The organism is Streptomyces sp. NPDC057307 (assembly GCF_042667665.1).
Lineage (GTDB): Bacteria > Actinomycetota > Actinomycetes > Streptomycetales > Streptomycetaceae > Streptomyces.
Map to the genome: position 1 here is coordinate 1 of NZ_JBHUZM010000074.1, position 22,010 is coordinate 22,010.

At 70.4% G+C, this 22,010-nt stretch carries 19 protein-coding genes; 8 read left to right on the top strand and 11 right to left on the bottom strand.

Translation table 11 applies throughout. The features are described from left to right. Positions 1-102 precede the first annotated feature (102 nt). The 3 genes from ACFUN8_RS23325 to eno form a co-directional block, all read right to left on the bottom strand. Positions 103-231, bottom strand: coding sequence for a SapB/AmfS family lanthipeptide (locus ACFUN8_RS23325; protein ID WP_023536623.1), 129 nt, complete (start codon positions 229-231; stop codon positions 103-105). Positions 232-266: 35 nt separating this feature from the next. Beyond that, positions 267-2,915 carry a class III lanthionine synthetase LanKC gene (lanKC, locus tag ACFUN8_RS23330; RefSeq protein ID WP_383640816.1) on the bottom strand — a complete coding sequence of 883 codons (2,649 nt, stop codon included), beginning with the start codon at positions 2,913-2,915 and terminating at the stop codon, positions 267-269. 248 nt (positions 2,916-3,163) lie between these two features. Further along, positions 3,164-4,471, bottom strand: a complete 1,308-nt coding sequence (gene eno, locus ACFUN8_RS23335) for a phosphopyruvate hydratase (protein WP_383640821.1) — start codon at positions 4,469-4,471, stop codon at positions 3,164-3,166. Positions 4,472-4,646: 175 nt separating this feature from the next. On the opposite strand from eno, the gene ACFUN8_RS23340 reads away from it, so the two are divergent. The 3 genes from ACFUN8_RS23340 (at position 4,647) to ACFUN8_RS23350 (ending at position 6,348) form a co-directional block, all read left to right on the top strand. Beyond that, positions 4,647-5,069: a MarR family winged helix-turn-helix transcriptional regulator gene (locus tag ACFUN8_RS23340; protein WP_383640823.1), complete on the top strand. Its 423-nt coding sequence runs from the start codon at positions 4,647-4,649 to the stop codon at positions 5,067-5,069. A 30-nt stretch (positions 5,070-5,099) separates the two neighbouring features. Then, positions 5,100-5,351, top strand: coding sequence for a hypothetical protein (locus ACFUN8_RS23345; RefSeq protein WP_383640826.1), 252 nt, complete (start codon positions 5,100-5,102; stop codon positions 5,349-5,351). An 88-nt stretch (positions 5,352-5,439) separates the two neighbouring features. After that, entirely contained in the window at positions 5,440-6,348 is a 909-nt protein-coding gene (locus ACFUN8_RS23350; protein ID WP_383640829.1) for an aminoglycoside phosphotransferase family protein, read from the top strand. 15 nt (positions 6,349-6,363) lie between these two features. Here ACFUN8_RS23350 and ACFUN8_RS23355 read toward each other — a convergent pair whose 3' ends face one another. The 6 genes from ACFUN8_RS23355 to ACFUN8_RS23380 all read right to left on the bottom strand — a co-directional run bounded on the left by ACFUN8_RS23355 (position 6,364) and on the right by ACFUN8_RS23380 (position 15,095). Next, positions 6,364-7,278, bottom strand: a complete 915-nt coding sequence (locus tag ACFUN8_RS23355; RefSeq protein ID WP_383640832.1) for a carbohydrate ABC transporter permease — start codon at positions 7,276-7,278, stop codon at positions 6,364-6,366. Continuing rightward, entirely contained in the window at positions 7,275-8,207 is a 933-nt protein-coding gene (locus ACFUN8_RS23360; protein ID WP_383640835.1) for a carbohydrate ABC transporter permease, read from the bottom strand. The genes ACFUN8_RS23355 and ACFUN8_RS23360 overlap by 4 nt, the downstream gene beginning before the upstream one ends. Continuing rightward, positions 8,204-9,589: a carbohydrate ABC transporter substrate-binding protein gene (locus ACFUN8_RS23365; RefSeq protein ID WP_383640838.1), complete on the bottom strand. Its 1,386-nt coding sequence runs from the start codon at positions 9,587-9,589 to the stop codon at positions 8,204-8,206. The genes ACFUN8_RS23360 and ACFUN8_RS23365 overlap by 4 nt, the downstream gene beginning before the upstream one ends. A gap of 91 nt (positions 9,590-9,680) precedes the next feature. Beyond that, entirely contained in the window at positions 9,681-10,778 is a 1,098-nt protein-coding gene (locus ACFUN8_RS23370; protein ID WP_383640841.1) for an enolase C-terminal domain-like protein, read from the bottom strand. A gap of 50 nt (positions 10,779-10,828) precedes the next feature. Beyond that, positions 10,829-14,023 carry a discoidin domain-containing protein gene (locus ACFUN8_RS23375; protein ID WP_383640844.1) on the bottom strand — a complete coding sequence of 1,065 codons (3,195 nt, stop codon included), beginning with the start codon at positions 14,021-14,023 and terminating at the stop codon, positions 10,829-10,831. Between the two features lie 214 nt (positions 14,024-14,237). Further along, on the bottom strand, positions 14,238-15,095 hold the full coding sequence (locus ACFUN8_RS23380; protein WP_383640847.1) for a FadR/GntR family transcriptional regulator: 858 nt from the start codon (positions 15,093-15,095) through the stop codon (positions 14,238-14,240). Between the two features lie 228 nt (positions 15,096-15,323). On the opposite strand from ACFUN8_RS23380, the gene ACFUN8_RS23385 reads away from it, so the two are divergent. From ACFUN8_RS23385 to ACFUN8_RS23405, 5 genes are all read left to right on the top strand, one after another. Then, positions 15,324-15,647, top strand: a complete 324-nt coding sequence (locus ACFUN8_RS23385; RefSeq protein WP_383640850.1) for an L-rhamnose mutarotase — start codon at positions 15,324-15,326, stop codon at positions 15,645-15,647. Positions 15,648-15,734: 87 nt separating this feature from the next. Further along, on the top strand, positions 15,735-16,568 hold the full coding sequence (locus tag ACFUN8_RS23390) for an amidohydrolase family protein (RefSeq protein WP_383640853.1): 834 nt from the start codon (positions 15,735-15,737) through the stop codon (positions 16,566-16,568). Next, positions 16,565-17,533: an aldo/keto reductase gene (locus tag ACFUN8_RS23395; protein WP_383640856.1), complete on the top strand. Its 969-nt coding sequence runs from the start codon at positions 16,565-16,567 to the stop codon at positions 17,531-17,533. Before ACFUN8_RS23390 ends, ACFUN8_RS23395 begins: the two co-directional genes overlap by 4 nt. Before the next feature lie 391 nt (positions 17,534-17,924). After that, on the top strand, positions 17,925-18,863 hold the full coding sequence (locus ACFUN8_RS23400) for a serine hydrolase (protein WP_383640859.1): 939 nt from the start codon (positions 17,925-17,927) through the stop codon (positions 18,861-18,863). A 198-nt stretch (positions 18,864-19,061) separates the two neighbouring features. Next, on the top strand, positions 19,062-19,997 hold the full coding sequence (locus ACFUN8_RS23405) for an aldo/keto reductase family oxidoreductase (RefSeq protein ID WP_383640862.1): 936 nt from the start codon (positions 19,062-19,064) through the stop codon (positions 19,995-19,997). Between the two features lie 159 nt (positions 19,998-20,156). Here the strand turns inward: ACFUN8_RS23405 and ACFUN8_RS23410 are convergent, their stop codons facing one another. Together ACFUN8_RS23410 and ACFUN8_RS23415 are read right to left on the bottom strand one after the other, a co-directional pair. After that, complete coding sequence (locus ACFUN8_RS23410; RefSeq protein WP_383640865.1) at positions 20,157-20,690, bottom strand: type 1 glutamine amidotransferase domain-containing protein; 534 nt, start codon at positions 20,688-20,690, stop codon at positions 20,157-20,159. A 160-nt stretch (positions 20,691-20,850) separates the two neighbouring features. After that, positions 20,851-21,999, bottom strand: coding sequence for an ROK family transcriptional regulator (locus ACFUN8_RS23415; RefSeq protein ID WP_383640890.1), 1,149 nt, complete (start codon positions 21,997-21,999; stop codon positions 20,851-20,853). Positions 22,000-22,010 lie beyond the last annotated feature (11 nt).

Here is a 22,010-nt window from a genome sequence, read left to right on the forward strand (position 1 = left end):
CCACCGGACTTGGTGCCCTGCACGGTCGGGTTGACGACGGGGCTGGAGAGCCCGTCCGGCGCTCGCGGCACCAGGTCGTCGGCCGGCCGACGACCAGCGGTGTCAGTTACAGGTGGTGATGCTCAGGCTGCTGTCGCCGCAGAGCAGCAGGCTCGCCCGACTGCCGGTGGCGACATCGCCCGTGGCCTCTTCCTTCGGGGTCTCCATCGACTGCAGGTCAAGAAGGTTCATGGCAGTGCCTCTCATTTATGGGGACGGTGTGCTGTTCACGGCTCCAGCAGGAGCCGGTTCATGGGCCGCTTCTTCAGCGGCGGGAGGAACGGCAGCCGCGCGGGCTCGGCCGCGTGGGCGGCGGCGACTGCCAGCAGACAACCGGCGGTACCGGTCGCGAGGTCCATGGAGAGCCGCATCATCTGCTCACCGGGGAAGGCGAGTTGGCCCCGATAGGGCAGCGCGTGCCAGGCGAGCGTGCCCAACTGCCGGGCGATGTCGGCCGGTTCGGTGCCGGGGCCGGTCGCCGACGTACGGCTGAGATGGAGCACCATGCCGGCCGCGCCGCGGAAGAGGCCGGGCTGCGCGTAGAAGGTGGCCTGGGCCGCCCGTACGATCTCGCCGCGCGCCTGCTCGAACCGTTCGTCGGCGCGGTGGACGAGGTAGTCGTCGAGGACCATCCCGATGCCGACGCTGCCCGCGCCCAGGTAGGGCATGGTGCGCCAGCCCTCGTTCACCTGGAGCGTGCCGCCCGCGCTCCGTACGCAGCGGTCCAGATCGCCGCCGAGCGCCCGCGCCGCGAGGTCGAGCAGGGCTGTGTCGCGGGTGCGTTCGTACAGGCGGATGAAGAGGAGCGCCACACCGGCGCCGCCGTACAACAGCCCGGCCCGGTGTGTGCCGTCGGCGACCGTGCCCGGGGGAGCGGCGTCCATGGTGCGGGCGGCGAGCTGTGCGCAGACCAGGGCCGCGTCGTCCAGCTCCGACTCGCCGGTCGCCTCGCCGAGCGCGCTGAGCGCCAGGCCCAGACCGGCGGCGCCGCCGTGCAGATCGGCGGGCAGCTCGTCCCACGACTGACGGAGTGTCAACTCCGCGAGTTCCAGGGCCCGGTGCGGATGGCCGAGCCGGTGCAGGGTCCAACTGAGCCCGGCGAGACCGTCGTAGAAGCCCAGCGGGGTGCCCGACTCGGGCTGTTTGGTGCGCTCCAGCAGCCATTCCTCGGCGCGGGGGCACGGGTCGGCGCCGCTCTCGGCGAGGGCGTAGAGGACTCCGGCGGTGCCGTAGCCGAAGGAGAGACCGCCGCCGGCGGTGGCGAACTGGGCGATGTCGCCGGGGAAGTAGCGGTCGTCGCGCTCCGGGGTCGCGGAGGCGAGGATCGCGCGGACCATGGAGTCGCGGCTGTACGGCCAGTCGGCGGGCTCGGTGGGCAGATAGGGCGCGGGGCGTGTCGGCCGCGTGGTGGAGTGGGTCGCCGCGTCCCGGCCCGGAGCCCGGCCCGCGTCTCCGCCCGGGTCGCGCATGATCTCCGCCACCGCTTCGTCCAGGAAGGCACGGTCGACGGGGAACTCCCGCGCCACCACCTCGGCCAGATGCGCCGCCTTGCCCCGGTCGATCGCGAAGAGACTGGTCAGCGGTATGAACAGGGCCAGGCGCAGACAGGCGAGGGCGTACCGGTCGACATCGAAGCCCCGTCGGCCCCCGGGCGCGACGAATGCCGGGTTGGCGACGGTCTGCCGCCCGTTGTCGGCGGCGGGCGCCGCGGCCTCGAAGTCCAGGAGCACGACGGAGGACTCGTCCTCGGAGAGCATGATGTTGAACAGGTGCAGGTCGTTGAAGACGATCCCGCGTTCGTGCACCGCCTCGACGGCCCGTTCCACGAGCCCGTACACGCGCTGCGCCCACTGCGTGTACTCGGCGAGCCGCTCGGCTCCCGGATCCGCGTCGATCAGCGGATGCCTGCGGGCGAAGAAGGAGTTGAGGGGCTTGCCCGCCACGAACTCCAGCACCAGGAAGTGATGGCCGCCGGCTTCGAACGTGTCGCGGACCTCCGGGGTGCAGGCGAGCCCCGACAGCCGCTCCAGGGCGTGCCGCTCCCGGCCGAGCCGGGTCACCGCGTCGGCGCCGTCAGCCGCCAGGCCGGCGTGCGGTCTGGCCTCCTTGAGTACCACCTTCTCGCCGGTCCTGGTGTCGCGGCCGACGTACACGCCACCGCCGTTGGAGAAGTGCAGCGCCTGTTCCACGACGTACGGCGACGCTTCGACGGTCGTCGCGGCGCGCGCTTCGAGGTGGGGGAGCAGTACGTCGGGCGGGGTGATCCAGTCGGGGGTCCGGAAGACGGGTCCGCGCAGATCGGGTACGAGCTTGCCGTCGGCGTTCTCGACCGCCGGGCGCAGCATGCCGTCGGCGTAGCAGTCGCGACGGGTGAAGCTGCCGTACCGGACATGGACGGGGCCGGCGTTCCACCGGAGATCGCTCAGGATGTACGGGCCGGGCTCGCCGGCCAGCAGTGCGTCGAGTTCCCCGGCTACGCGGCCGAACTGCTCGTCGTCCGCCGGGTAGACGGTGATGAATTTACCGCTGGCGCCGCGGTCGGCGTATTTGGCGTTCCGCGTGTGCAGCAGATATCTGCTCGGCACGAACTTGAATGCGATACGGCGGGCGACGCAGTAAGCCATGGTCCGGTCGAGAATCGACTCGGCGTTGTCCAGACAGGCGGACAGGTGAATCTTCCAGCCCTGGGCGGGCAGTTCGTGCTCCGCGGGTCGCAGTGCCAGCCAGTCACCGCTGTGATGGCGCTGCCAGCCGTCGGGTACCGGGCGGCGGGCGGCCTCGTACCACTCGGTCGAGTCGTCGGTGGGGGACAGGTGGTGGGGCGAGTCGTAGAAATGCCGGTCCGCGTCGCAGAACACGGCGTATCCCTTGTTCACGCACCCTCCCTCGTCGGCGACAGCGCCAACCGTGCCACGCGGCCGAGGGCGGCCCATAGTCGCCGATGTCACCGAAAAACCATGCGTTACGCACGAGTAACAGGGGTGTTTCGTCGCTGTCCGGGATCAGCGGATCGCCGGCCAGGAGCTGATCGGCCGGCTGCGTGAGCAGCTGTGGACTGCTGGACAGGGCGGGCCCCCGGTTGTCGTCGGGGGCCCGCCCTGTGGGCTCTACCGCTGCCCGCTGTTCACGCCCGACTCAGCGCGGAGCGGCCCGCGAAGCGGGCCTGGTCGCCCAACTCCTCCTCGATCCGGATCAGTTGGTTGTACTTCGCCGTGCGGTCGGAGCGGGAGAGTGAGCCGGTCTTGATCTGGCCGCAGCCGGTCGCCACCGCCAGGTCCGCGATGGTGGTGTCCTCCGTCTCGCCCGAGCGGTGCGACATGACGACCGTCCAGCCGGCCTGGTGGGCCGTGGACACCGCGGCCAGTGCCTCGGTCAGGGTTCCGATCTGGTTGACCTTCACCAGGACCGAGTTGCCGACGCCGGTGCGGATGCCCTCGCGCAGCAGCGCCTCGTTGGTGCAGAACACGTCGTCGCCGGTGAGCTGGCAGCGGTCGCCGACGCGGGCGGTCAGCTCACGCCAGCCGTCCAGGTCGTTCTCCGCCATCGGGTCCTCGATGGAGAGGACCGGGTAGGCGTCGATGAGTTTGGCCAGGTAGTCGGCGTGCTCGGAGGGGGTACGGCGGACTCCCTCGCCCGTGTAGTCGTACACCCCGTCGTGGAAGAACTCCGACGACGCCGGGTCCATGACCAGGCCGATGTCCGTGCCGGGGCGGTAGCCGGTGCGCTCGACGGCGGCCATCACGAAGTCGAGCGCCTCCTCGGCGGTACGCAGCGCGGGCGCGAAGCCGCCCTCGTCGCCGACGCCCGTGGAGTGCCCGGCGGCCAGCAGATCGCGGCGCAGGGTGTGGAAGACCTCGCTGCCCATCCGGACGGCTTCGGCGAAGGTGTCCGCGCCCACGGGCACGATCATGAACTCCTGGAAGTCCAGCGGATTGTCCGCGTGGGCACCGCCGTTGACGATGTTCATCATCGGCAGCGGCAGGAGGTTGGCGTCGGCGCCGCCGAGGTGGCGGTAGAGGGGCCGGCGGTGGGCCGCCGCGGCGGCCTTGGCGGTGGCGAGGGAGACGCCGAGGATGGCGTTGGCGCCGAGCCGGGACTTCGTGGCGGTGCCGTCGAGGGCGATCAGCGCGGCGTCGAGCCCGGCCTGGTCCGCCGCGTCCCGGCCGTGCACGGACGCGGCGATCTCGCCGTTGACGTGGGCCACCGCGCGGTCGACGCCCTTGCCGTGCCAGCGCGCGGGGTCCCCGTCGCGCAGTTCCACGGCCTCACGGGCGCCGGTGGAGGCCCCGGAGGGAACGGCCGCGCGCCCCAGTGACCCGTCCGCCAGGACGACGTCGACCTCGACCGTGGGATTGCCCCGGCTGTCGATGATCCGGCGGGCGGTGACGGTCTCGATGGGGGTGTTGACGGTTTCGGCTGCCTTCGCGGACATGGGAGTCCCTTCCCGTTGTCATGTGCCGTGGCCCCGGCTGCGACAACGCTGGCGCTGAGCCCGACGAAGCAAACCCTACAGCAATGCTGCTCAGTTTTGCTGCTCAGTTTGGCTGTGCAGCATTGCTGTGCAGGTCAGGTGCACAGCCGTGCTGACCAACGGGGTAAAGTGCCCTATGCTCACCTCGGAAGCCGCCGCCATCGCCGCAGAACTGCGCACGGCGATGGGCAAGCTCACCCGACGCGTCAAACACGAGGACCGCATCCCACTGGGCCAGGTCGCCGTGCTCGGCGCCCTCGACCGCGACGGCGCCATGACCACCAGCGACCTCGCCGCCGATCAGCGCGTACGCCCCCAGTCGATGGCCCGGGCGGTGGGGCTGCTCATGGAACAGAACCTGATCACACGCCGCGCGCACCCCACGGACGGCCGCAAGTCCCTGGTCGAACTGTCGGACGCGGGCCGCGCCGCGCTGGAAGCGGAACGCGGCCGCAGGGCCGGCTGGCTCGCGCAGGCCATCGAGGCGGAACTCACGGAAGAGGAAGCCGAGTTGCTGGCACGGAGCGCGGCCCTGCTGGAGCGGCTCGCCACCCGTTAGCAGCGGCGGGCCACTGGATACCCTGCCGTCATGTCTCTTACTCCGGACGACGAGATCCACAGCCGTGAGGAGTTGGCCGTCCTCGTTCGCAAGCTGCGCCAGGACTTCGAGCGGCATGGCGACGCGTGGGAGAACAACACACTCGGCGACTTCCTCGAAGCCCTCGCCGCATGGGTGGACGACTCCCCGGGCTGGTACCGGAACGCCGGCGAAGAACTTCCCGCCGGCGGTGACTGGACCTTCATGGCCCGTGCGCTGCAGGCAGCCACGGTCTACGAGTAGTCGATGGTCCGGAGCGCGCTCGACTCCGGAACCTCCGGGTTCGCCGCGGGCTCGGGCAGCCCCCACCGCTCAACTACCGTTGCCCCACATGACAGCCACCGAGATGGACATCACCGAGGACCTGATCCGGGATCTGTTGCGCGAGCAGTACCCCGACCTGGCGGATCGGCCCCTGAAGCTCGGGGCGCGGGGCTGGGACAACCAGGTGTGGCGGCTCGGTGACGATCTCGCCGTCAGGATGCCCTGGGCGACCCGGTCCGCGGACGAGTTGCTGCGCAAGGAGCACGCCTGGCTGCCCGGTCTCGCCCCGCACCTTCCGCTGCCGGTCCCCGTCCCGCAGCGGCTCGGTGAGCCCTCCGAACGGTTTCCGCGGCCCTGGCTCGTCACCACCTGGGTGCCGGGCGAGCCCGCCGACCTCGCGCCCGCGACACGCGCCGCGGAGGCGGCCGTCGCGCTGGCCGGCTTCCTGACCGCTCTCCACCGGCCCGCCCCCGACGGGGCGCCCGCCGGACGGAACCGCGGCGGTCCGCTCGCCGGCACGGCCGAACACTTCGCCCATGACCTCGCCTCGGCCACCGAACTGGGACTGATCCGCGACCCGGAGGCCGTCCGCGCGGTCTGGGAGGACGCCGCCGCCGCGCCCGCGTGGGCAGGCCCGGCGGTGTGGCTCCACGGCGACCTGCATCCGGCCAACATCCTGACCCGGAACGGCACTTTCTGCGGTGTGATCGACTTCGGCGACCTGTTCGCCGGGGATCCCGCCTACGACCTCGCCGCCGCCTGGATCCTGCTGCCGGACGGCGCCGTCGACCGCTTCCACCGGACCTACCGGCCGAGCCCGGACGCCGCGACGCTGCGCCGCGCCCGCGGCTGGGCGGTGCTGCGGGCCCTCACCGGCATCCACATCGGGGACGCCGGCGACCACGGCCGCCCCGGTGGCAAGTCCACCTGGGGCCCGCCCGCCCACGCCGCACTGCGACGGCTCACCGGGCGGTGAACCCGCCTCCCGCGCTCATTCCTTGGTCGCTCCGGCGAGCATTCCCGACACCAGCGTGCGCTGGGAGAACAGGAAGAGCACCAGCACGGGCAGGATCGCCACGAGAATCGCCAGGGCCAGTTCCGGGATGGTGATGTTCAGACCGGCGCCGGCCACCGGGTTGAACGAGGGCGTGGAGGTGAGCAGTTGGTTCAGACCCACCTGGACCGGGAACTGGTCGCTGCTCGGCAGGACGAGATAGGGCAGGAAGAAGTTGTTCCAGTTGCCCACGAAGCTGAAGAACGCGACCAGCCCCACCACGGGCTTCGCCAGCGGCAGCGCGATACGGGTGAAGAGCTGCCACTCCGTGCAGCCGTCGATCCGGGCCGCCGACAGCAGGTCCCTGGGCAGGCTGCTGCCGAAATAGATGTACACGAGGTACACGCCGAAGGGGTAGAAGGAGAAGGGCAGGATCACCGACCAGACGGTGCCGATCAGATGGAAGCGGTTCAGCTCCAGGAAGATCGGCAGCACCAGCGTGGCCTGCGGCATGATCATCGTGACCAGGGTGATGGTCAGCAGTGTCTTGCGGCCCCGGAACTTCGTCAGGGCCAGCGCGTAGCCGGCCGGCACGCTGACGACCAGCGTCAGTACGAGCGAACCGCCCGCGTACACCGCCGAGTTGCGCAGCCACTTGACCATGGCGCCGTCCTGGAAGGCGAACAGATGCTCCCAGGCGGCGCCGATCTGCTGGAACGAGCCGAAGGAGAACGGGTTGTCCCGCACCACTTCGCCCGCTGTCTTCGACGGCGCCAGCAGCAGCCAGATCACCGGCAGTACGAAGAACACCAGCAGGACGGCGAGCAGCAGGCCCACGATCAGGAAGGAGAGGGCCCGGGAGGGCCGGAGGCGCCGGCCCGTGGCCGCCGAGGGGAGGGTGGTCTGTGTCATTTCTCGTCCAACTTGAACAGGTTCGATCGGGCGACCAGCAGCCCGGCGGCCACGAGCCCCAGCGCCAGCAGGAAGACGGAGATGGCGGCGGCGCCGTTGAAGTCGCCCTGCTGGAAGGCGTAGACATAGGCCAGCTGGTTGGGCGACCAGGTGGGGCTCACCCGGCCGAGGCTGGCGGTCTGGAGCAGCTGGGGCTCGACGAACAGCTGGGTGCCGGTCGCGAAGGCCATGATCGTCATATAGACGATCCACTGGCGGATCATCGGGATCTGCACGTGCCAGGCGGTACGCCAGGGCCCCGCGCCGTCGATCCTGGCGGCCTCCAGCACCTCGTCCGGGATGTTGTTCAGCGCCCCGTACATGACGACCATCCAGCCCCCGGCGCCGGTCCAGAAGGCGATCAGCATCAGGATCAGCGGCAGATTTCCGGGCGCGAGCACGGCCGCGAAGCTGTGCATGCCCATGCTGTTCAGCAGCCAGGACACCGGGCTGACGTCCGGGTCCAGCATGAACAGCCACACCAGGACGCTGGCGACCCCGGCGAGGGCACCGGGGATGTAGTACAGGAACCGGAAGAGCGCCGACGTGCCCGGCCGCACCCGGCTGCGCAGCAGCAGCGCGACCAGGACGACGAGAACCACCAGCACGACCAGCCACATGACGAGATAGATCAGCATGTTCGTGAAGGCCGGGACGAAGCGGTAGTCCTGGGCGACCTTCAGGAACTGGTTGATCCCGGTGAACTGGCCCTTGTCGTTGGTGAGGGCCAGATAGAACGAGTAGCAGGTCGGGAAGACGCCGAACGCGAGCAGCAATACCGTGTAGCCCGCGACGAAGAGGTAACCGGCGAGGCCGCGGCCCCTCCGCCGCGGCGCCACGCCGCGGCGGAGGGGGGAGACGGCGACGCGCTCGGTCTCCAGCAGGGTCATTCGTCGACCACCTGATATCCCTCGGCCTTCGCCTCGTTGCCGATCTCCTTCTGCCAGGCGGGCAGCGTGGAGACGAGGCTCTTGCCGGAGGTCAGTGCCGGCAGGACGACGCTGGACCAGGCGGTGGCGTCCGAGAACTTGGTGTTCGACCAGCCGGTCCACACCTGGCCGGCCGCGTCACGGAACGCCTTGCTCACATCGTTGGCGAAGTAGTCGCTGTTGGCCGGGTTGGCCAGCCAGGCGTCGGCCGCCTTGGTGTAGGCGGGGTAGGTGGGCGCGGCCGCCTGGTTCTCGTCGGACGTGGTCAGCCAGGTGATCAGATCCGTGGACGCCTTGAGGTTGGCGCTGTGCGAGGACGCCATCCACACGCCGCCGCCGACGTTGCCGGTGGCGGACGTCGTCTCGCCCTCCCAGGTCAGCGGGGACGCGGCGGCGATCTGCTTGGCCGGGGTCTTGAAGGCGGCCTTGAACAGATACTGGCCGTACCAGGAAGGGCCGTACGCCATCAGCACCTTGTCGCCGCTGTCCTTGGCGAATCCCTGGCTGAAGAAGCCCTTGGTGGTGACGGCCTTGGCGTCGATCAGCTCGTCCAGCAGCGTCGCCGTCCGGACACAGTTCCTGTCCCCCAGATCGGTGCGCAGGGTGTCCGGCTTCACCAGGTCGAACGCCGGGCACTGGCCGGACCAGAAGTAGGACTCGTGGGAGTTGGTGTCGCCGACCGAGCCGACGAGGTAGCCGGGGTGCTCCTCGGCGACCCGCTTGCCCAGGGCCTCGTACTGCTCCCAGGTGGTGGGGACCTCGTATCCCCACTTCTCCATGAGCGACTGGTTGTACCAGAGGACGACCTGCGCGATGTCGTTGCGCAGGCAGTAGGTGTCGCCGTTGAACTCACAGGGTGTGAGGGAGCCCTTGGCGAAGCCGTCGAGCGTGGCGCTCGGTACGAGCTTGTCGTTCAGGGGCGCGGCGAACGGCTGCGCGCCGGGCTTGGTGGGCTCCGAGGCCCAGGTCATGTCGGTGGGTGTACCGAAGACCACGTCCGGCCAGCCGCTGCCGGTGCGGTCGAAGAGCTGCACCTTCGACTGGAGGTACGAGGAGCCGTCGGCGCCGCCGTCGTACGTGACGATCTTCATCTTCACGTCGGGGTGCGCCTTCTGGTACGCCTCCACCGACGGCAGCCGGGTGGAGTCGGCCCACACGGTGATCTGCGAGCCGTCCTTCTGCGCGGCCGGCTTGAACGCCGAGCCGGCGGACGGGGAGTCGGTGGTGGTGTCGGCGCTGGCACAGCCGGCCAGTACGGCGGCCGTGATCAGGGAGAGCGCGGCCGCGGCGGCGCGTGTCGCGGTGCGGCGTCGGCCGGTTCGCGGAGATCCGGAAGACCTCATCGTCTTGCCTTTCTGTTCTTGCGTGGGACGGGTACGCGCCTTGTGGGGGCGCCGGGCGAGGTGGCCGTCCGGGCGGACGGCCACCGTCCGGTCAGCGCGGCTGCTCGACGAAGCGCTGGAGTTCGCTTCCGTACGCGAAGTCGAGCGGGAGGGCTATGCCGGGCGCCGTGGGGGCGTGGACCAGGCCCTGAGCGTCCACATGGCGCTCGCGGACGACGTCCGCCGCGGTCACCAGGGACTCGTAGTAGGTGGTGTTGGAGATGGCCATGCACAGGTGGTGGTTCGGGATGTCCGAACCGTGCACCTCGGCACGGAGCCGGTAGGCGTCGGCGAGGTGCGCCGTGCGCATGGCGCCGGTGATCCCGCCCCGGAGGGTGGTGCCGGCCCGCACACCGAAGGTGGCGGCCCCGGCCCGGATGAAGTCCGCGGAGTTCATGTGCGCCCCGTCGGAGGTCTCGGCGACCAGCAGCGGTACGTCCACGGTGGCCGCCAGCCGCTGGTACGCGGAGATGCTGAACTCGCGCATCGGCTCCTCGTACCAGAGGTAGTCCGCCTCGGAGAGAGCGCGCCCCAGCCGGATCGCGTCGGGCAGGTCGAAGCCGGCCGACCCGTCGTACATGAGCGGCACCGACGGACCGACGTGCTCGCGCAGCGCCAGACACAGCTCGGCGTCGCGCCGGGCGTCACCCCAGGCGTGCAGCTTGATCCCGCGGTAGCCCAGTGCCAGGCACTGGTCGGCCACGTCGAGGAACTCCGCGACGCTGGAGAACGTCGAGGTGGAGGCGTAGGCCGGGATCGTCTCCCGGAAGCCGCCGAGCAGACGCCAGACCGGCTGGCCGAGATGGCGGCCCGCCAGATCCCACAGGGCGATGTCGATGAGGCCGAGGGTGGGGAGCGGGAGTTCATGGATACGGTCCAGCTCCCACACCCGGTGCCAGAGCCATTCCCGCTGGAAGGGGTCGGCTCCGACCAGTTCCTCGCGGAAGACCCGGTCCACCAGGTCCCGCAGGGTGGTGAAGGCTCCCGGCCTGGCGAACAGGGCCACCCCCTCGGCTCCTTCGTCGGTGCCGATGCGCAGGACAGCGCCGTCGCCCACCGGAGCGCTTCCGCTCAGTCCGTCCCTCCAGCGGAAGGGCGGGCTGGCCGCCGGAACTTCGATCCGGTGTACTTCGACATGGGTGATCTTCATCCTGAGCTTTCGTCTCTGTGTGTGCGTGCGGGCCCGGGGGCTGGTACGGCTCAGAAGCCGCCGTACACCTGGAGCCCGTAGACGCTGCCGCCGTTGCCGCTGGATCCGGTGATGGTCAGCCGCAGATGGCGGGCGGTGACGGGCTCCCGCGTGAACGAGTAGTTGGCCGCCTCGACGGTGTTCTCGGACGTGTGGTCGTCGAACATGGACCACGTCGTCCCGTCGGTCGAGGACTCCAGTCGGTAGCGGTAGCCGCCGGACTTCTCGAAGGTGGTCACCACACTGGAGACCTCGGTGCTCTCGCCCAGGTCCACCTGGATCCAGGACGGGTCGGGCAGACCGAGGCCCTGGGCCCAGCGGGTGGACAGATCGCCGTCCACCGCCTTCTCGGGGAAGTTCTCCTCCGAGTCGGAGGAGGCGGTGACCGGTTTCCTCAGCGCCAGGTCCTTGTCGGCCGGCGTGGTGACGACGGCAGCCGCACTGGGTTCGGAGGCGTTCAGCGCGGCGTCGCGGGCCACGACGGTGAAGGAGTACTCCTTCTCGGGGGTCAGACCGGAGACCCGCAGGGTCGTGGCGCCGGTGACGGCGATCCGCTCGCCGTCCTGGTGGACGACGTAGCCGGTCACCCCGGTGTCGTCGGTCGCGGCCGGCCAGTCGAGCCGCACCACGCCGGGCAGCAGCGCATGGACGTCCAACCGCGCGGGGGCCGAGGGGGCGGTGCTGTCCGAGCCGGGTGCGGCGGGGGAGCCGTACACCTGGAAGTCGAAGACACTGCCGCCGTTCCCGCTGGTGCCGGTGACCGTCAGCCGTACGAAACGGCCGGTGACGGGCTCGGCGGCGCGGGCGTAGTCGGTCATCTCCGTGGTGTTCGCGGAGGTGCGGTCCGCGAGGGTCCGCCAGGTGACCTCGTCCGGCGACACCTCGACGCGGTACTTGTACCCGCTGCTCTTCTCGAAGGTGGTGATCGCGCCGCTCACGTCGTACCGGGCACCGAGGTCTACCTGGATCCACGACGGGTCGGGCAGGCCGCGGCCCTGCGCCCAGCGGGTGGCCAGGTCGCCGTCCACCGCCTTCGCGGGGATGTTGCCGTCCGAGTCGGACGAGGCGGTGACCGGCTTCTTCAGCGCCAGGTCGGCCCCGGCGGGCATGGTGACCTCGATCGCCCGGCTCTTGGGGGACTCGTTGCCGGCCGCGTCCCGGGCGGTGACTCTGAAGCTGTACGTCGTGCCGGCCGTCAGGCCCGACAGGCGTACCGAGGTCGTGCCGGAGGCGCTGACGAGCTTGCCGTCACGGTAGACGGAGTAGCCGGTGACGCCCTTGTTGTCGGTGGACGACGGCCAGTCGAGGTCCGCCACCGTCGGGAAGTCCGTGACCGCGGCGGGGGTGCCGGGCGCGCCGGGCGCCTCGCGGTCGGTGACGGCGGGGCCGGGGTCGAGGTGCCGGTACTCCGGCTGGAGACCGGCGTTGTTCACGACCGAGGCCGGGAGCTGGTCGCAGGCCCCGACGGTGGTGTTGCCGCTGACCTTGCTGTTCGTGCTGTTGAACTGGGTGGAGAAAGCGGGCTGGGTGGTGAAGTTGCCGGTGGCGTCGATGTCCATGCCGTGGTTCAACAGCAGCCACTGGTAGGCCACGTCGCAGAAGGCGTTGCCCGTGTTCTTCCAGTGGCGGCTGCCCTCGTCGTGGTAGACGGCGCCGTAGGCGTGGGTGGGAACACCGCGGATGTAGTTGCCGGAGACGGTGCCACCGGGGTTGGCGCTGAGGGTGTAGATGGCGCCGCCGTCGGCCTGCGACTTCATGATGTCGGAGATCTCGTTGTCGGTGACGAGGTTGTCCCGGCTGGTCGTGGGGGTGTCCCACACCGGTACGCCCAAATTGTCGTCCGGGTAGTTGGAGTCACCGCCCGCGTCGGTCAGGCCCCAGCCCCAGCCGACGGAGATACCGCTGTACGGCAGGTCGTAGACCTTGTTGTGGGTGATCACCGTGTGGTCGGTGTAGCCGGCCAGGATGCCCAGGGAGCCGTTGTACTGATCGGCGACCTTGGTGACAACGTTGTTGTCGACCATGGAGTCCTTGGTGATGTCGCGCGGGTCGTCGGGATGGGCGTCGATCACCTCGACGCCGCCGATCTGGATGCCGGTGGCGGCGATCTGCCGGAAGACGTTGCCCGTGATGTCGGTGCCCTGGGTACCGGTGTTCAGATTCAGGCCGACCGCGCCGAGGTGCGTGAAGGTGTTGCCCTCGAAGCCGATGTCGTGGCCGTAGCTCACATTGACGGCCCCGGGCGTCTTCTTCCAGTTCAGACGGGTGGAGTTGAAGTTGGGATTGCCCTCGCCGACCATCCGGAAGCCCGCCTGGCCCTCGATGAGACCGTCGGACGAACTGGGGGCGAGCCAGGTGGAGTACGAGAAGGTGATGCCCTCGAAGGAGACATCGGTGACCGGCTTGGCCCGGGTGCCGTTCAGATCGACCAGGTCCTGCACGACCGGCACGGTGACGGTCGCGGTCGACAGGTTCTGACCGGCCTTGGGCATGTAGTAGACCTCGCCCCGGCTCCGGTCGACGTACCACTCGCCCGGGGTGTCCAGCAGCTCGCGGGCGTTCTCCAGCCAGGTCGGAGTCTGGATCTCCTGGCCCTGCTGGAGGTTGGCGTTGGTCCAGCAGGGCTGTTCCATCGTCATCGTGGTGCCGGAGATCGACTCCACCCCGCAACGCTGGAGCTTCCAGCCCCAACTGCTCACGACCTCAAGGTCCTTGGGCTGCTTGTAGGCGCTGATGGCGCTGTCGGTGAAGGTGTAGCCGGTGGACGTCTTGCTGAACCCGGACGGGTTCTTCGCGCCGCGCGCCCGGGTCTGCGGCTCACCGTTCACATAGAGCTGGCGGGTGTCGAGGTCGCCGATCCTGGCCTTGTAGATCTGTCCCGACGCGTCGGCCGGGGTCCAGCCCTTGATCTGCTTGCCCCCGCTGATCACCGGGCGGGCGCCGGGGGCGGCCTCGTAGCTGATCCGCTGTCCGGCGCTGCCGGAGTCCCCGGAGGTCAGGCTGAAGGTGCGGCTGAGCTGGTACGTACCCGACATCAGCCGTACGCGGACCTCGCCGCGGACCTTCTTCTTGGCGCCGCGCACATAGTCCCGCGCGTGTTCCAGCGTCTTGAACGGGTGCGCGGCGGTGCCGGAGCCCGCGTCCTTGCCGGTCGGCGAGACATAGACGTCCAGGCCGGGCGCCTTCGGGGCCGCCTGGGCCGGCACGGCGGCCAGGGTCGCGGCAACGGCGGTCAGGGACAGGGCGGTTATGAGCGTTCTTCGCAGCGGCCCGAAAGAAACGTTTCTGCGGGCGGATGGTTCTGGCACGGAAGTCCAATCGCCTGAAGGAGGTGGTGTCGGTGGAACCCGGTCGTGCGCCGGGGTGCACCCGCGGGGGGCGGCTCGGTGCGCGAGCCGGGGGCGGCGGCGTGCCGCCGGTCTACGAGGCGGACGTCTCCGGGGACAGGGGGTCGTCCCCGGTACCGGTGCCCCTCGCGGACGGCGCGGACGGCGCGGACGCTCCGGAGGGTCCGCGGTCGCCGAGGTTGAACAGCCGGTCGCGGATCTTGCGCTCGAACTGGCTCTGGGTGGTGGCGATGTGCTCCACCATCAGCGTCCCGGCGAGTTCGGCCTCCCCCGCGGCGACCGCGTCCGCGATGGCCAGATGCTGGCGCCCGGCGACTTCCAGCGAGCCGGGCGCGTCGCCGTGGAAGAGCAGCACATCGGACTGCGACGCCAGACGCCGCACGCCGGCCACGCTGGACCTCAGGAAGACGTTGTGCGCGGCGACGCCCACCGCGTCGTGGAACGCGGTGTCGGCCTTCGCGAAGGCGTACCCGTCGGCCGCCCTGGCCGCGACCAGTGAGGTCTCGGCGCACTCCCGGACCGTCCGTACCTCGATCGGCGTGGCGTGGGTGGCGGCACGGCGCGCCGTCTCGGACTCGATCACGGTCCGGTAGTCCAGGAGCATCAGGACGTCTTCCATGCTCGTCGGCCGGAAGTGCCCGAGGTGTTCGTCCAGCAGCCCGCCGGACGAGTCGGCGACGAAGATTCCCGCGCCCCGGCGCACACTCAGCCGGCCGATGGCGGCCAGGACCTTCACCGCCTCGCGGGTGACGTTGCGGGAGGCGCCCAGGATCTCCGCCAGGCCCTGTTCGGTGGGCAGCCGGTCGCCGGAGCGCAGGTCCTGCTCGGCGATGTGGTTCAACAGCTGCTCGGCGACCAGTTCGTAACCCGGCCGGTAGGGACGCGTCGCGTCGTCATCCCCTTCGGCAGGGACCTGTGATGGAGCTGCCACTGCGTACCCCCTCGTGCACGTTCGAAATTAACCTGATTCATCGGTGGCGCAACTATGACAGTGGCGTTACGTCTTGAGAAGAGGGCGGGTGGAATTTCCTTCAACAGCCCTTATCGCTGGCCGCAGATGGGGCAAAAGGTGCATCACGCCTCGAAGTATTGCGCGGAAGTGATCTGATCCTTATGGTCCTGCCTGTCCGATGAAGCAGATCCTTAGGAAGGCTGAGACATGCGACGTTTCGCCGCCGTGATCCGGCTGCGGCCCGAGAAGGAGCCGGAGTACCGCGCCCTGCACGCCGCCGCGTGGCCAGGAGTGCTCGCCGCGCTCAAGCGCGCCAACATCGGCAACTACTCCATCTTTCTGCGGGACGGCCTCCTCTTCAGCTACCTGGAATACACCGGCACCGACTACGCCGCCGACACCGCGCTGATCGCCGCCGACCCGGTCACCCGCGAGTGGTGGGCACTGACCGACCCGTGCCAGCAGCCGCTGGACAGCGCGGCCGAGGGCGAGCGGTGGGCCCCCGCCGAGGAGGTCTTCCACCTCGACTGAGGGCACGTACCTCCGTGCGGGCGCGTGGGCTCGATTCGCGAGATCCGTCCACCGCCCGTTTCGCCCACCGACCCCGAGGAACGAACGGTGCGCATCGACGCTCATCACCATCTGTGGGACCTCGCCGTGCGCGACCAGCCGTGGACCCGCGACATACCCGCCCTGCGCAGGAGCTTCACCGCCGACGAACTGCGCCCGGCGCTCGACCGGAACGCCGTCGACGCCACCGTCGTCGTGCAGACCGTCGCCGTTCCGCGGGAGACCCAGGAACTGCTCGCCCTGGCCTCCGGCGACCCGCACGTCCGCGCCGTCGTCGGCTGGGCGGACCTGACCGGCCCCGGCCTCGCCGACCGCCTCGCCGAACTGCGCGAACTGCCCGGCGGCTCCCGCCTGGTGGGCATCCGCCACGGCATCCAGGACGAGCCCGACCCGGACTGGGCGGCGCGTCCCGAGGTCCGCCGGGGCATCGGGGCCGTCGGCGCCGCGGGCCTCGTGTACGACCTGCTCGTCCGGCCCGACCAACTGCCCGCCGCCGTCCGGACCGTACGCGCCCTGCCGAACGTCCGCTTCGTCCTGGACCACGCGGGCAATCCGGTCATCGGCCCGGACGGCCCGCAGGCGTGGACCTCGCTGCTCACCGACCTCGCCGATTGCCCCAACGTCGCCGTGAAACTGTCCGGCCTCGTCACCAGGACCGGAGCGGACCCGGCCCGCGCGCTGCGCCCCTACGCGGATGCCCTGCTCACGACGGTGGGCCCCCACCGCCTCATGTACGGCTCGGACTGGCCGGTCTGTCTGCTCGCGGCCGGTTACGACGACGTCCTGGCCGTCGCCGAGACGCTCACCGCCCGGCTGAGCGCCGACGAGCGCGAGGCGGTCTTCGGGACGACGGCCGCCCGCTGGTACGGGATCGCCGCGTGAGGGCCCGCCAACTCGGCCGTACGCGCGTGAGCGTCAGCCCCCTGGGGTTCGGCGGCGCCCCCCTCGGCAATCTCTACACACCCCTCGACGACGACCGGGCGGCGGCCGCCGTCGACGCGGCCTGGGGCGCCGGGGTGCGCTACTACGACACCGCCCCGCACTACGGCCTCGGCCTGTCGGAGCGGCGGCTCGGCGCGGCGCTCGCCCACCGGCCGCGCGCGGAGTTCACCGTCTCCACCAAGGTCGGCCGCCTGCTGGAACCCCACCCCGCACCCACCGGATCCGACCTGGCCGCCGGGGGCTTCGCCGTACCCGACACCCTGATCCGCCGGGCCGACTACTCACGTGACGGCGTGCTGCGGAGCCTGGAGGGCAGCCTGACCCGGCTGGGCCTCGACCGGGTGGACATCGTCTATGTCCACGACCCCGAGGAGCACCTGGACGCCGCGCTCCACCAGGCACTTCCCGCCCTGGCGGCCCTGCGCGACGAGGGTGTCGTCGGCGCCGTCGGAGTCGGCGCGAACACCGTCGCCCCGCTGCTGCGGGCCGTCGAGGAGGCTGACGTGGACGCGGTGATGGTGGCCGGCCGCTGGACACTCCTCGACCGCACCGCCGCGCCGCTGCTGGACGCGTGCGCGCGGCGGGGCGTCTCGGCCGTGGCCGCGGCGCCGTTCAACTCGGGCCTGCTCAGCAGGCCCCGCCCGCCCGACGACGCCTCCTTCGACTACGGCCCCGCCCCCGAGTCGGTGCTCCGGCGAGCCCACCGACTCGCCGACATCTGCGACCTGCACGGCATCGTGCTGCCCCACGCCGCCGTCCGTTTCCCGCTGCGCCACCCCGCCGTTGCCTGCGTCGTCGCGGGCTTCCGCGCCCCCGACGAGGTGGTGTCCGCCGCCCGATGGACCGCTGCCGACCTGTCCGCCTCGGCCTGGTCCGAGCTGGACACGTGCGCCGGGGAGCGATGATCGGCGTACGGACGCCGATAGCGGTGGCCGTGCCGGGAGGTCATGTCGCCGAAGGCGATTGATCCCCGTGCGGCGGGTGCACGTTCCCAGGGAACTCCAGGGTTACTGACAGCTCACTCCCAGACGGCCGGGATTGAGTGATGCGGCGGTGGTTCGCCACCGCCCCATCACCGCCTGCCCGAGGAGACCGGCCATGTTCCCTCCGCACCACTCGCTGTTCCGCGGTGTCCGCCGCGATCATCGCCGCCGGCGCTCTCCTGTTGAGCGGCGGTTCGTCGTCTTCCACCGATGCCGCACGGCCTGTGAGGACCTGCTCTCCCAGAACTCGACGGACCGACCCGCGCCGGGCGCGAGTTCGCCGTTCTGACGTCGGCGTTCGTGGTAGCGCGACATGACATCACGCCACGCGGCGCCGAACGCCGCCGCCTCCAACCGATCCCGCGCCATGATCTTCGCCGGGATCACGCTCGTACTTCTCCTGGCGACGCTCGTGGTGGCGCACGGCGCCGACGGCTGGAGCGAAGACGCCGCTCCCGTCGCGGCCGCCTCCCGGCCCACGCCGGCGCCCTCGCTGTCGTCGCCGCCGTCACCGGACGCCGAGCAGGTGGCCGAGGACGCCAGGAACAAGGCGCTCACCGACCGGCTCAAGACGCTGGACACGGGCGGGGCCACACTGTCCGTCGCCGTGCTCGACCTCTCGGACGGCCGCACCGCCCAGTACAACGTGGCGTCGGACCTGACGTACGACACGGCGAGCATCGTCAAGATCGACATACTGGCGGCACTCCTGCTCCAGGCCCAGGACGACGGGCGCGTCCTCACCGAGCGGGAGAAGTCGTACGCCGTCCCCATGATCGTCGACAGTGACAACACCGCGGCGGACGCCCTGTGGGAGACCATCGGCGGCTCGGACGGCCTGGACGCCGCCAACGCGCGCCTGGGCCTGACCGCGACGACCGCGGGCACCGGCCCCCTGTGGGGTCTCACCCAGACCACGGCCGCCGACCAACTGACGCTCCTGTCCGAGGTCTTCGGGAACACGTCCGAACTCACCGCCGCCTCGCAGGACTACATACGCGGGCTGATGGGCCGGACAGCGGACGGACAGGACTGGGGGGTCTCCGCGGCGGGCGACCCGACAGGTCTCAAGAACGGCTGGCTGGAGCGCAGCGTGACGAGCCTGTGGGACATCACCAGCATCGGCGAGGTGACCATCGGAGGCCATCCCTGCCTGCTCGCGGTGCTGTCGAAGGACAACGCCGGGATGGACGCCGGAATCTCCCTCGTGGAGAAGGCGTCGGAAGAGACCGCCGCCGTCATGGAAGGGTGAGAGTGGTCGTGCCGCCGGCTCACTCCGGGAGACGGAATCCACCGGTCCGGTGGCCCGACGGGAGGATGCCGACGCGATGTCGAACTCGCTGCTCGCCGCTGATGGACCCGCCGCCGCCTAAAGTGCGGAGTGGCCGTGTTTGTACAGGCGGACCTGCACATCCGACAACACCCGACAACATCCGAAAGGGAATCCGTCGTGAAGACCTTCACCATGCCCGGCACCGACATCCTCGCCCCGAACGTCGTGCTCGGCCTGATGCGTATCGCCGACAAGACAGACGAGGAAGTCCGCGAACTCGTCCGCACCGCGCGCGACGCCGGCGTCGACTTCGTTGACCACGCCGATGTCTACGGTGGCGAACTGCACGGTTGTGAGCGGCGCTTCGCCGAGGCGATGGAGCTGAGCCCGTCGCAGCGTGACGAGATCACGATCCAGACCAAGGCGGGAATCGTCACGGACGGGCCGTACTACGACTTCTCGTACGAGCACATCGTCAAGTCGGTCGAGGGCTCACTCGCGGCCCTGCGGACCGACCGCATCGACATCCTGCTGCTGCACCGCCCCGACGCGCTTGTCGAGCCCGAAGAGGTGGCCCGCGCCTTCGACGAACTGGAGTCCTCGGGCAAGGTGCGGGCCTTCGGTGTCTCGAACCAGACCCCGGGCCAGATCGAGCTGCTGCGCAAGTACGTACGCCAGCCGATCGTCGCCAACCAGCTTCAGCTGTCGATCACACACGAGCCGATCATCGCTCAAGGGGTCGCCGCGAACATGCTCGCGGAGCAGCAGGCGGTCACCCTCGACGGCGGAGGGATCGTCGACTACTGCCGGCTGAACGACATCACCATCCAGGCGTGGTCTCCCTTCCAGGCCGGTTTCTTCACGGGTGTCTTCCTCGGCTCGCCGGACTACCCCGAGCTCAACGCCGTCATCGACCGCCTCGCCGCCCAGTACGACGTCCCCGCAATCGCGATCGCGACTGCCTGGATCACCCGCCACCCCGCTCGCATGCAGGTCGTACTCGGCACCACCAGCCCGGAGCGCGTCGCCGGCGCCGCCCAGGGCTCCGACCTTCCGCTCACCCGGGCCGAGTGGTACGAACTGTTCCGCGCCGCGGGCCACCTCGTTCCCTGAATCCGGATACGGGGCGGCACCTGCCGGTATTCCTCCCGGCACTGCTCCCGGTACTCCTCGGTCGCGAGGGCCGCGTCGGACACCCGCACCGGGGCAGCCGGGGCGTCGTGCCCGACCGGCCCCGGGACACGGCGGCGGCCATGGGTGGGCGGCGGCGGTTCAGCCGCCGAAGGCGGGGACGAACGTCGAGTTGAACGCCTTGAGATCGCCGGGATTCCGGCTGGTGATCAACGTGTTCGGCCCCGACGTGCAGACATGGACCTGTTCGTCCACCCAGGTGCCGCCCGCGTTGCGGATGTCGGTCCGGAGACTGGGCCATGAGGTGAGGGTCCGGCCTTCCAGTACACCGGCCTCGACCAGCGTCCACGGGGCATGACAGATCGCCGCCACCGGCTTGCCGGCGTCGAAGAAACTCTTCGCGAACGCGACGGCCGCGTCATCCGTGCGCAGCGCGTCGGGGTTGGCCACCCCGCCGGGCAGCACGAGACCGTCGTAGTCCGCCTCCGAGGCCGCCGCGACGGTCCGATCGACCGGGAAGCTGTCGGCCTTGTCGAGATGGTTGAACGCCTGGACCTCGCCCGATTCGGTGGAGACCAGTACGGGCTCGCCACCCGCGTCGAGAACGGCTTGCCAGGGCTCGGTCAGCTCGACCTGCTCCACACCCTCGGGAGCCACCAGAAATGCCACTCGCATACGGATCACACCCTTCGTTTCGCACCAGCAACACTTTTCCCCTTCCCTTTCGGCCGCCTCGTCACACAGAAGCGGGGGAGCCCACTCGGCCATGACCACTGCCGCGTCACGCGGAACCGCCGACCGTGCTCCGAGGTTCGACGGCGCGGGCGGCGTGGGGTCACCTCAGCAGCAAGGACCTGGGCTGGGCGGAGAGCGCCTGGTCGAGGACCAGGGACGCCGCCCCCACAGCGGCCACGTTCTCGCCCAGTGTGGTGGTGGCGACCGTCGTCGGGTGGGTCGCCCTGACGAAGGGGGAGCGCGCGACCATCGGCTCGATCGTCGTGAGAAGACGGGGGGCGAGCACGAGCCACGTCGGCCCGCCGAAGACGATGGTGTCGACGTCCAGCAGCGTCCCCGCCGCGCAGACGCCCCGGCCGATACGGATGGCGAGGCGCTCGATGATGCCGTCCGCCTGCGCGTCCCCGTCGGCGGCGAGCTGTGCCAGCCGCTCCAGACCGTGCTGGGCGTCGGCCGGGTCGAGCACCGTGTACTCGGAGCCGAGTACACCCAGCGCGATCGCCTCGTCGACGAGCGTCCGCGTCGAGCAGGCCGCGCCGAGGCCGCCGACCTCGCCCGCGTTGCCGGAGACCCCGCGCAGCACGGTGTCGTCCACCACCAGCCCCATCCCGGAGCCGGTACCGAGGTAGAAGAAGAGCAGATTGCGGCTCTCGGTGGCCGCCCCGGCCCAGCGCTCGGCGACGACCGCGGCCGTGACGTCCTTGTCGAGGAGTGCCGGGAGTCCGGTCGCCTCGCTGAGCCGGTCGCGCAGCGGGTAGCGGCCCCAGCCGGGCAGCTCCGGAGGATCGACCACCCAGCCGGCGGACGCGTCTATCGGGCCGGGCGCGGCGATGCCCAGGCCCAGCACCCGTGCCTCGTCGATCCCCGACTCCGCCACGAGCGAGCGCACCGAGGCGGCCATGTCCGCGACGGTCCCGTCGGTGTCACCGGCGCTCGGGGTCCGCTGGCTGCGATGGCCCACGACCGTGCCGTGAAGATCCACCAGCACGCAGGTGATCACGGCGGGGTCGAGATGGACCCCCACGGCGTAGCGAGACGTCGGGACGATTTCGAGGAGGGTACGGGGCTTCCCGCTGCCGGTGTTCTGCTTCCCCGATTCACGGGCCACACCCTGGTCGATCAGCCGGCGCGTGATGTTCGAGACGGTCTGCGCGGAGAGACCGGTGGCCTGGGCGAGTTCGACCCGGCTCAGGCCCGCCGGGTGCCTGCGGATCGCGTCGAGAATGACGGACTCGTTGAAGTCCCCCATGCGCGGCAGAT

Coding starts and splice junctions, on each gene's coding strand:
- ACFUN8_RS23340 (WP_383640823.1), top strand. CDS start 4,647: ATGCTCACCTCGGAAGCCGCCGCCATCGCCGCAGAACTGCGCACGGCG.
- ACFUN8_RS23415 (WP_383640890.1), bottom strand. CDS start 21,999: ATGGGGGACTTCAACGAGTCCGTCATTCTCGACGCGATCCGCAGGCAC.
- ACFUN8_RS23355 (WP_383640832.1), bottom strand. CDS start 7,278: ATGACACAGACCACCCTCCCCTCGGCGGCCACGGGCCGGCGCCTCCGG.
- ACFUN8_RS23325 (WP_023536623.1), bottom strand. CDS start 231: ATGAACCTTCTTGACCTGCAGTCGATGGAGACCCCGAAGGAAGAGGCC.
- ACFUN8_RS23400 (WP_383640859.1), top strand. CDS start 17,925: ATGACATCACGCCACGCGGCGCCGAACGCCGCCGCCTCCAACCGATCC.
- ACFUN8_RS23345 (WP_383640826.1), top strand. CDS start 5,100: ATGTCTCTTACTCCGGACGACGAGATCCACAGCCGTGAGGAGTTGGCC.
- ACFUN8_RS23385 (WP_383640850.1), top strand. CDS start 15,324: ATGCGACGTTTCGCCGCCGTGATCCGGCTGCGGCCCGAGAAGGAGCCG.
- eno (WP_383640821.1), bottom strand. CDS start 4,471: ATGTCCGCGAAGGCAGCCGAAACCGTCAACACCCCCATCGAGACCGTC.
- ACFUN8_RS23365 (WP_383640838.1), bottom strand. CDS start 9,589: ATGAGGTCTTCCGGATCTCCGCGAACCGGCCGACGCCGCACCGCGACA.
- ACFUN8_RS23360 (WP_383640835.1), bottom strand. CDS start 8,207: ATGACCCTGCTGGAGACCGAGCGCGTCGCCGTCTCCCCCCTCCGCCGC.
- ACFUN8_RS23350 (WP_383640829.1), top strand. CDS start 5,440: ATGACAGCCACCGAGATGGACATCACCGAGGACCTGATCCGGGATCTG.
- ACFUN8_RS23370 (WP_383640841.1), bottom strand. CDS start 10,778: ATGAAGATCACCCATGTCGAAGTACACCGGATCGAAGTTCCGGCGGCC.
- ACFUN8_RS23410 (WP_383640865.1), bottom strand. CDS start 20,690: ATGCGAGTGGCATTTCTGGTGGCTCCCGAGGGTGTGGAGCAGGTCGAG.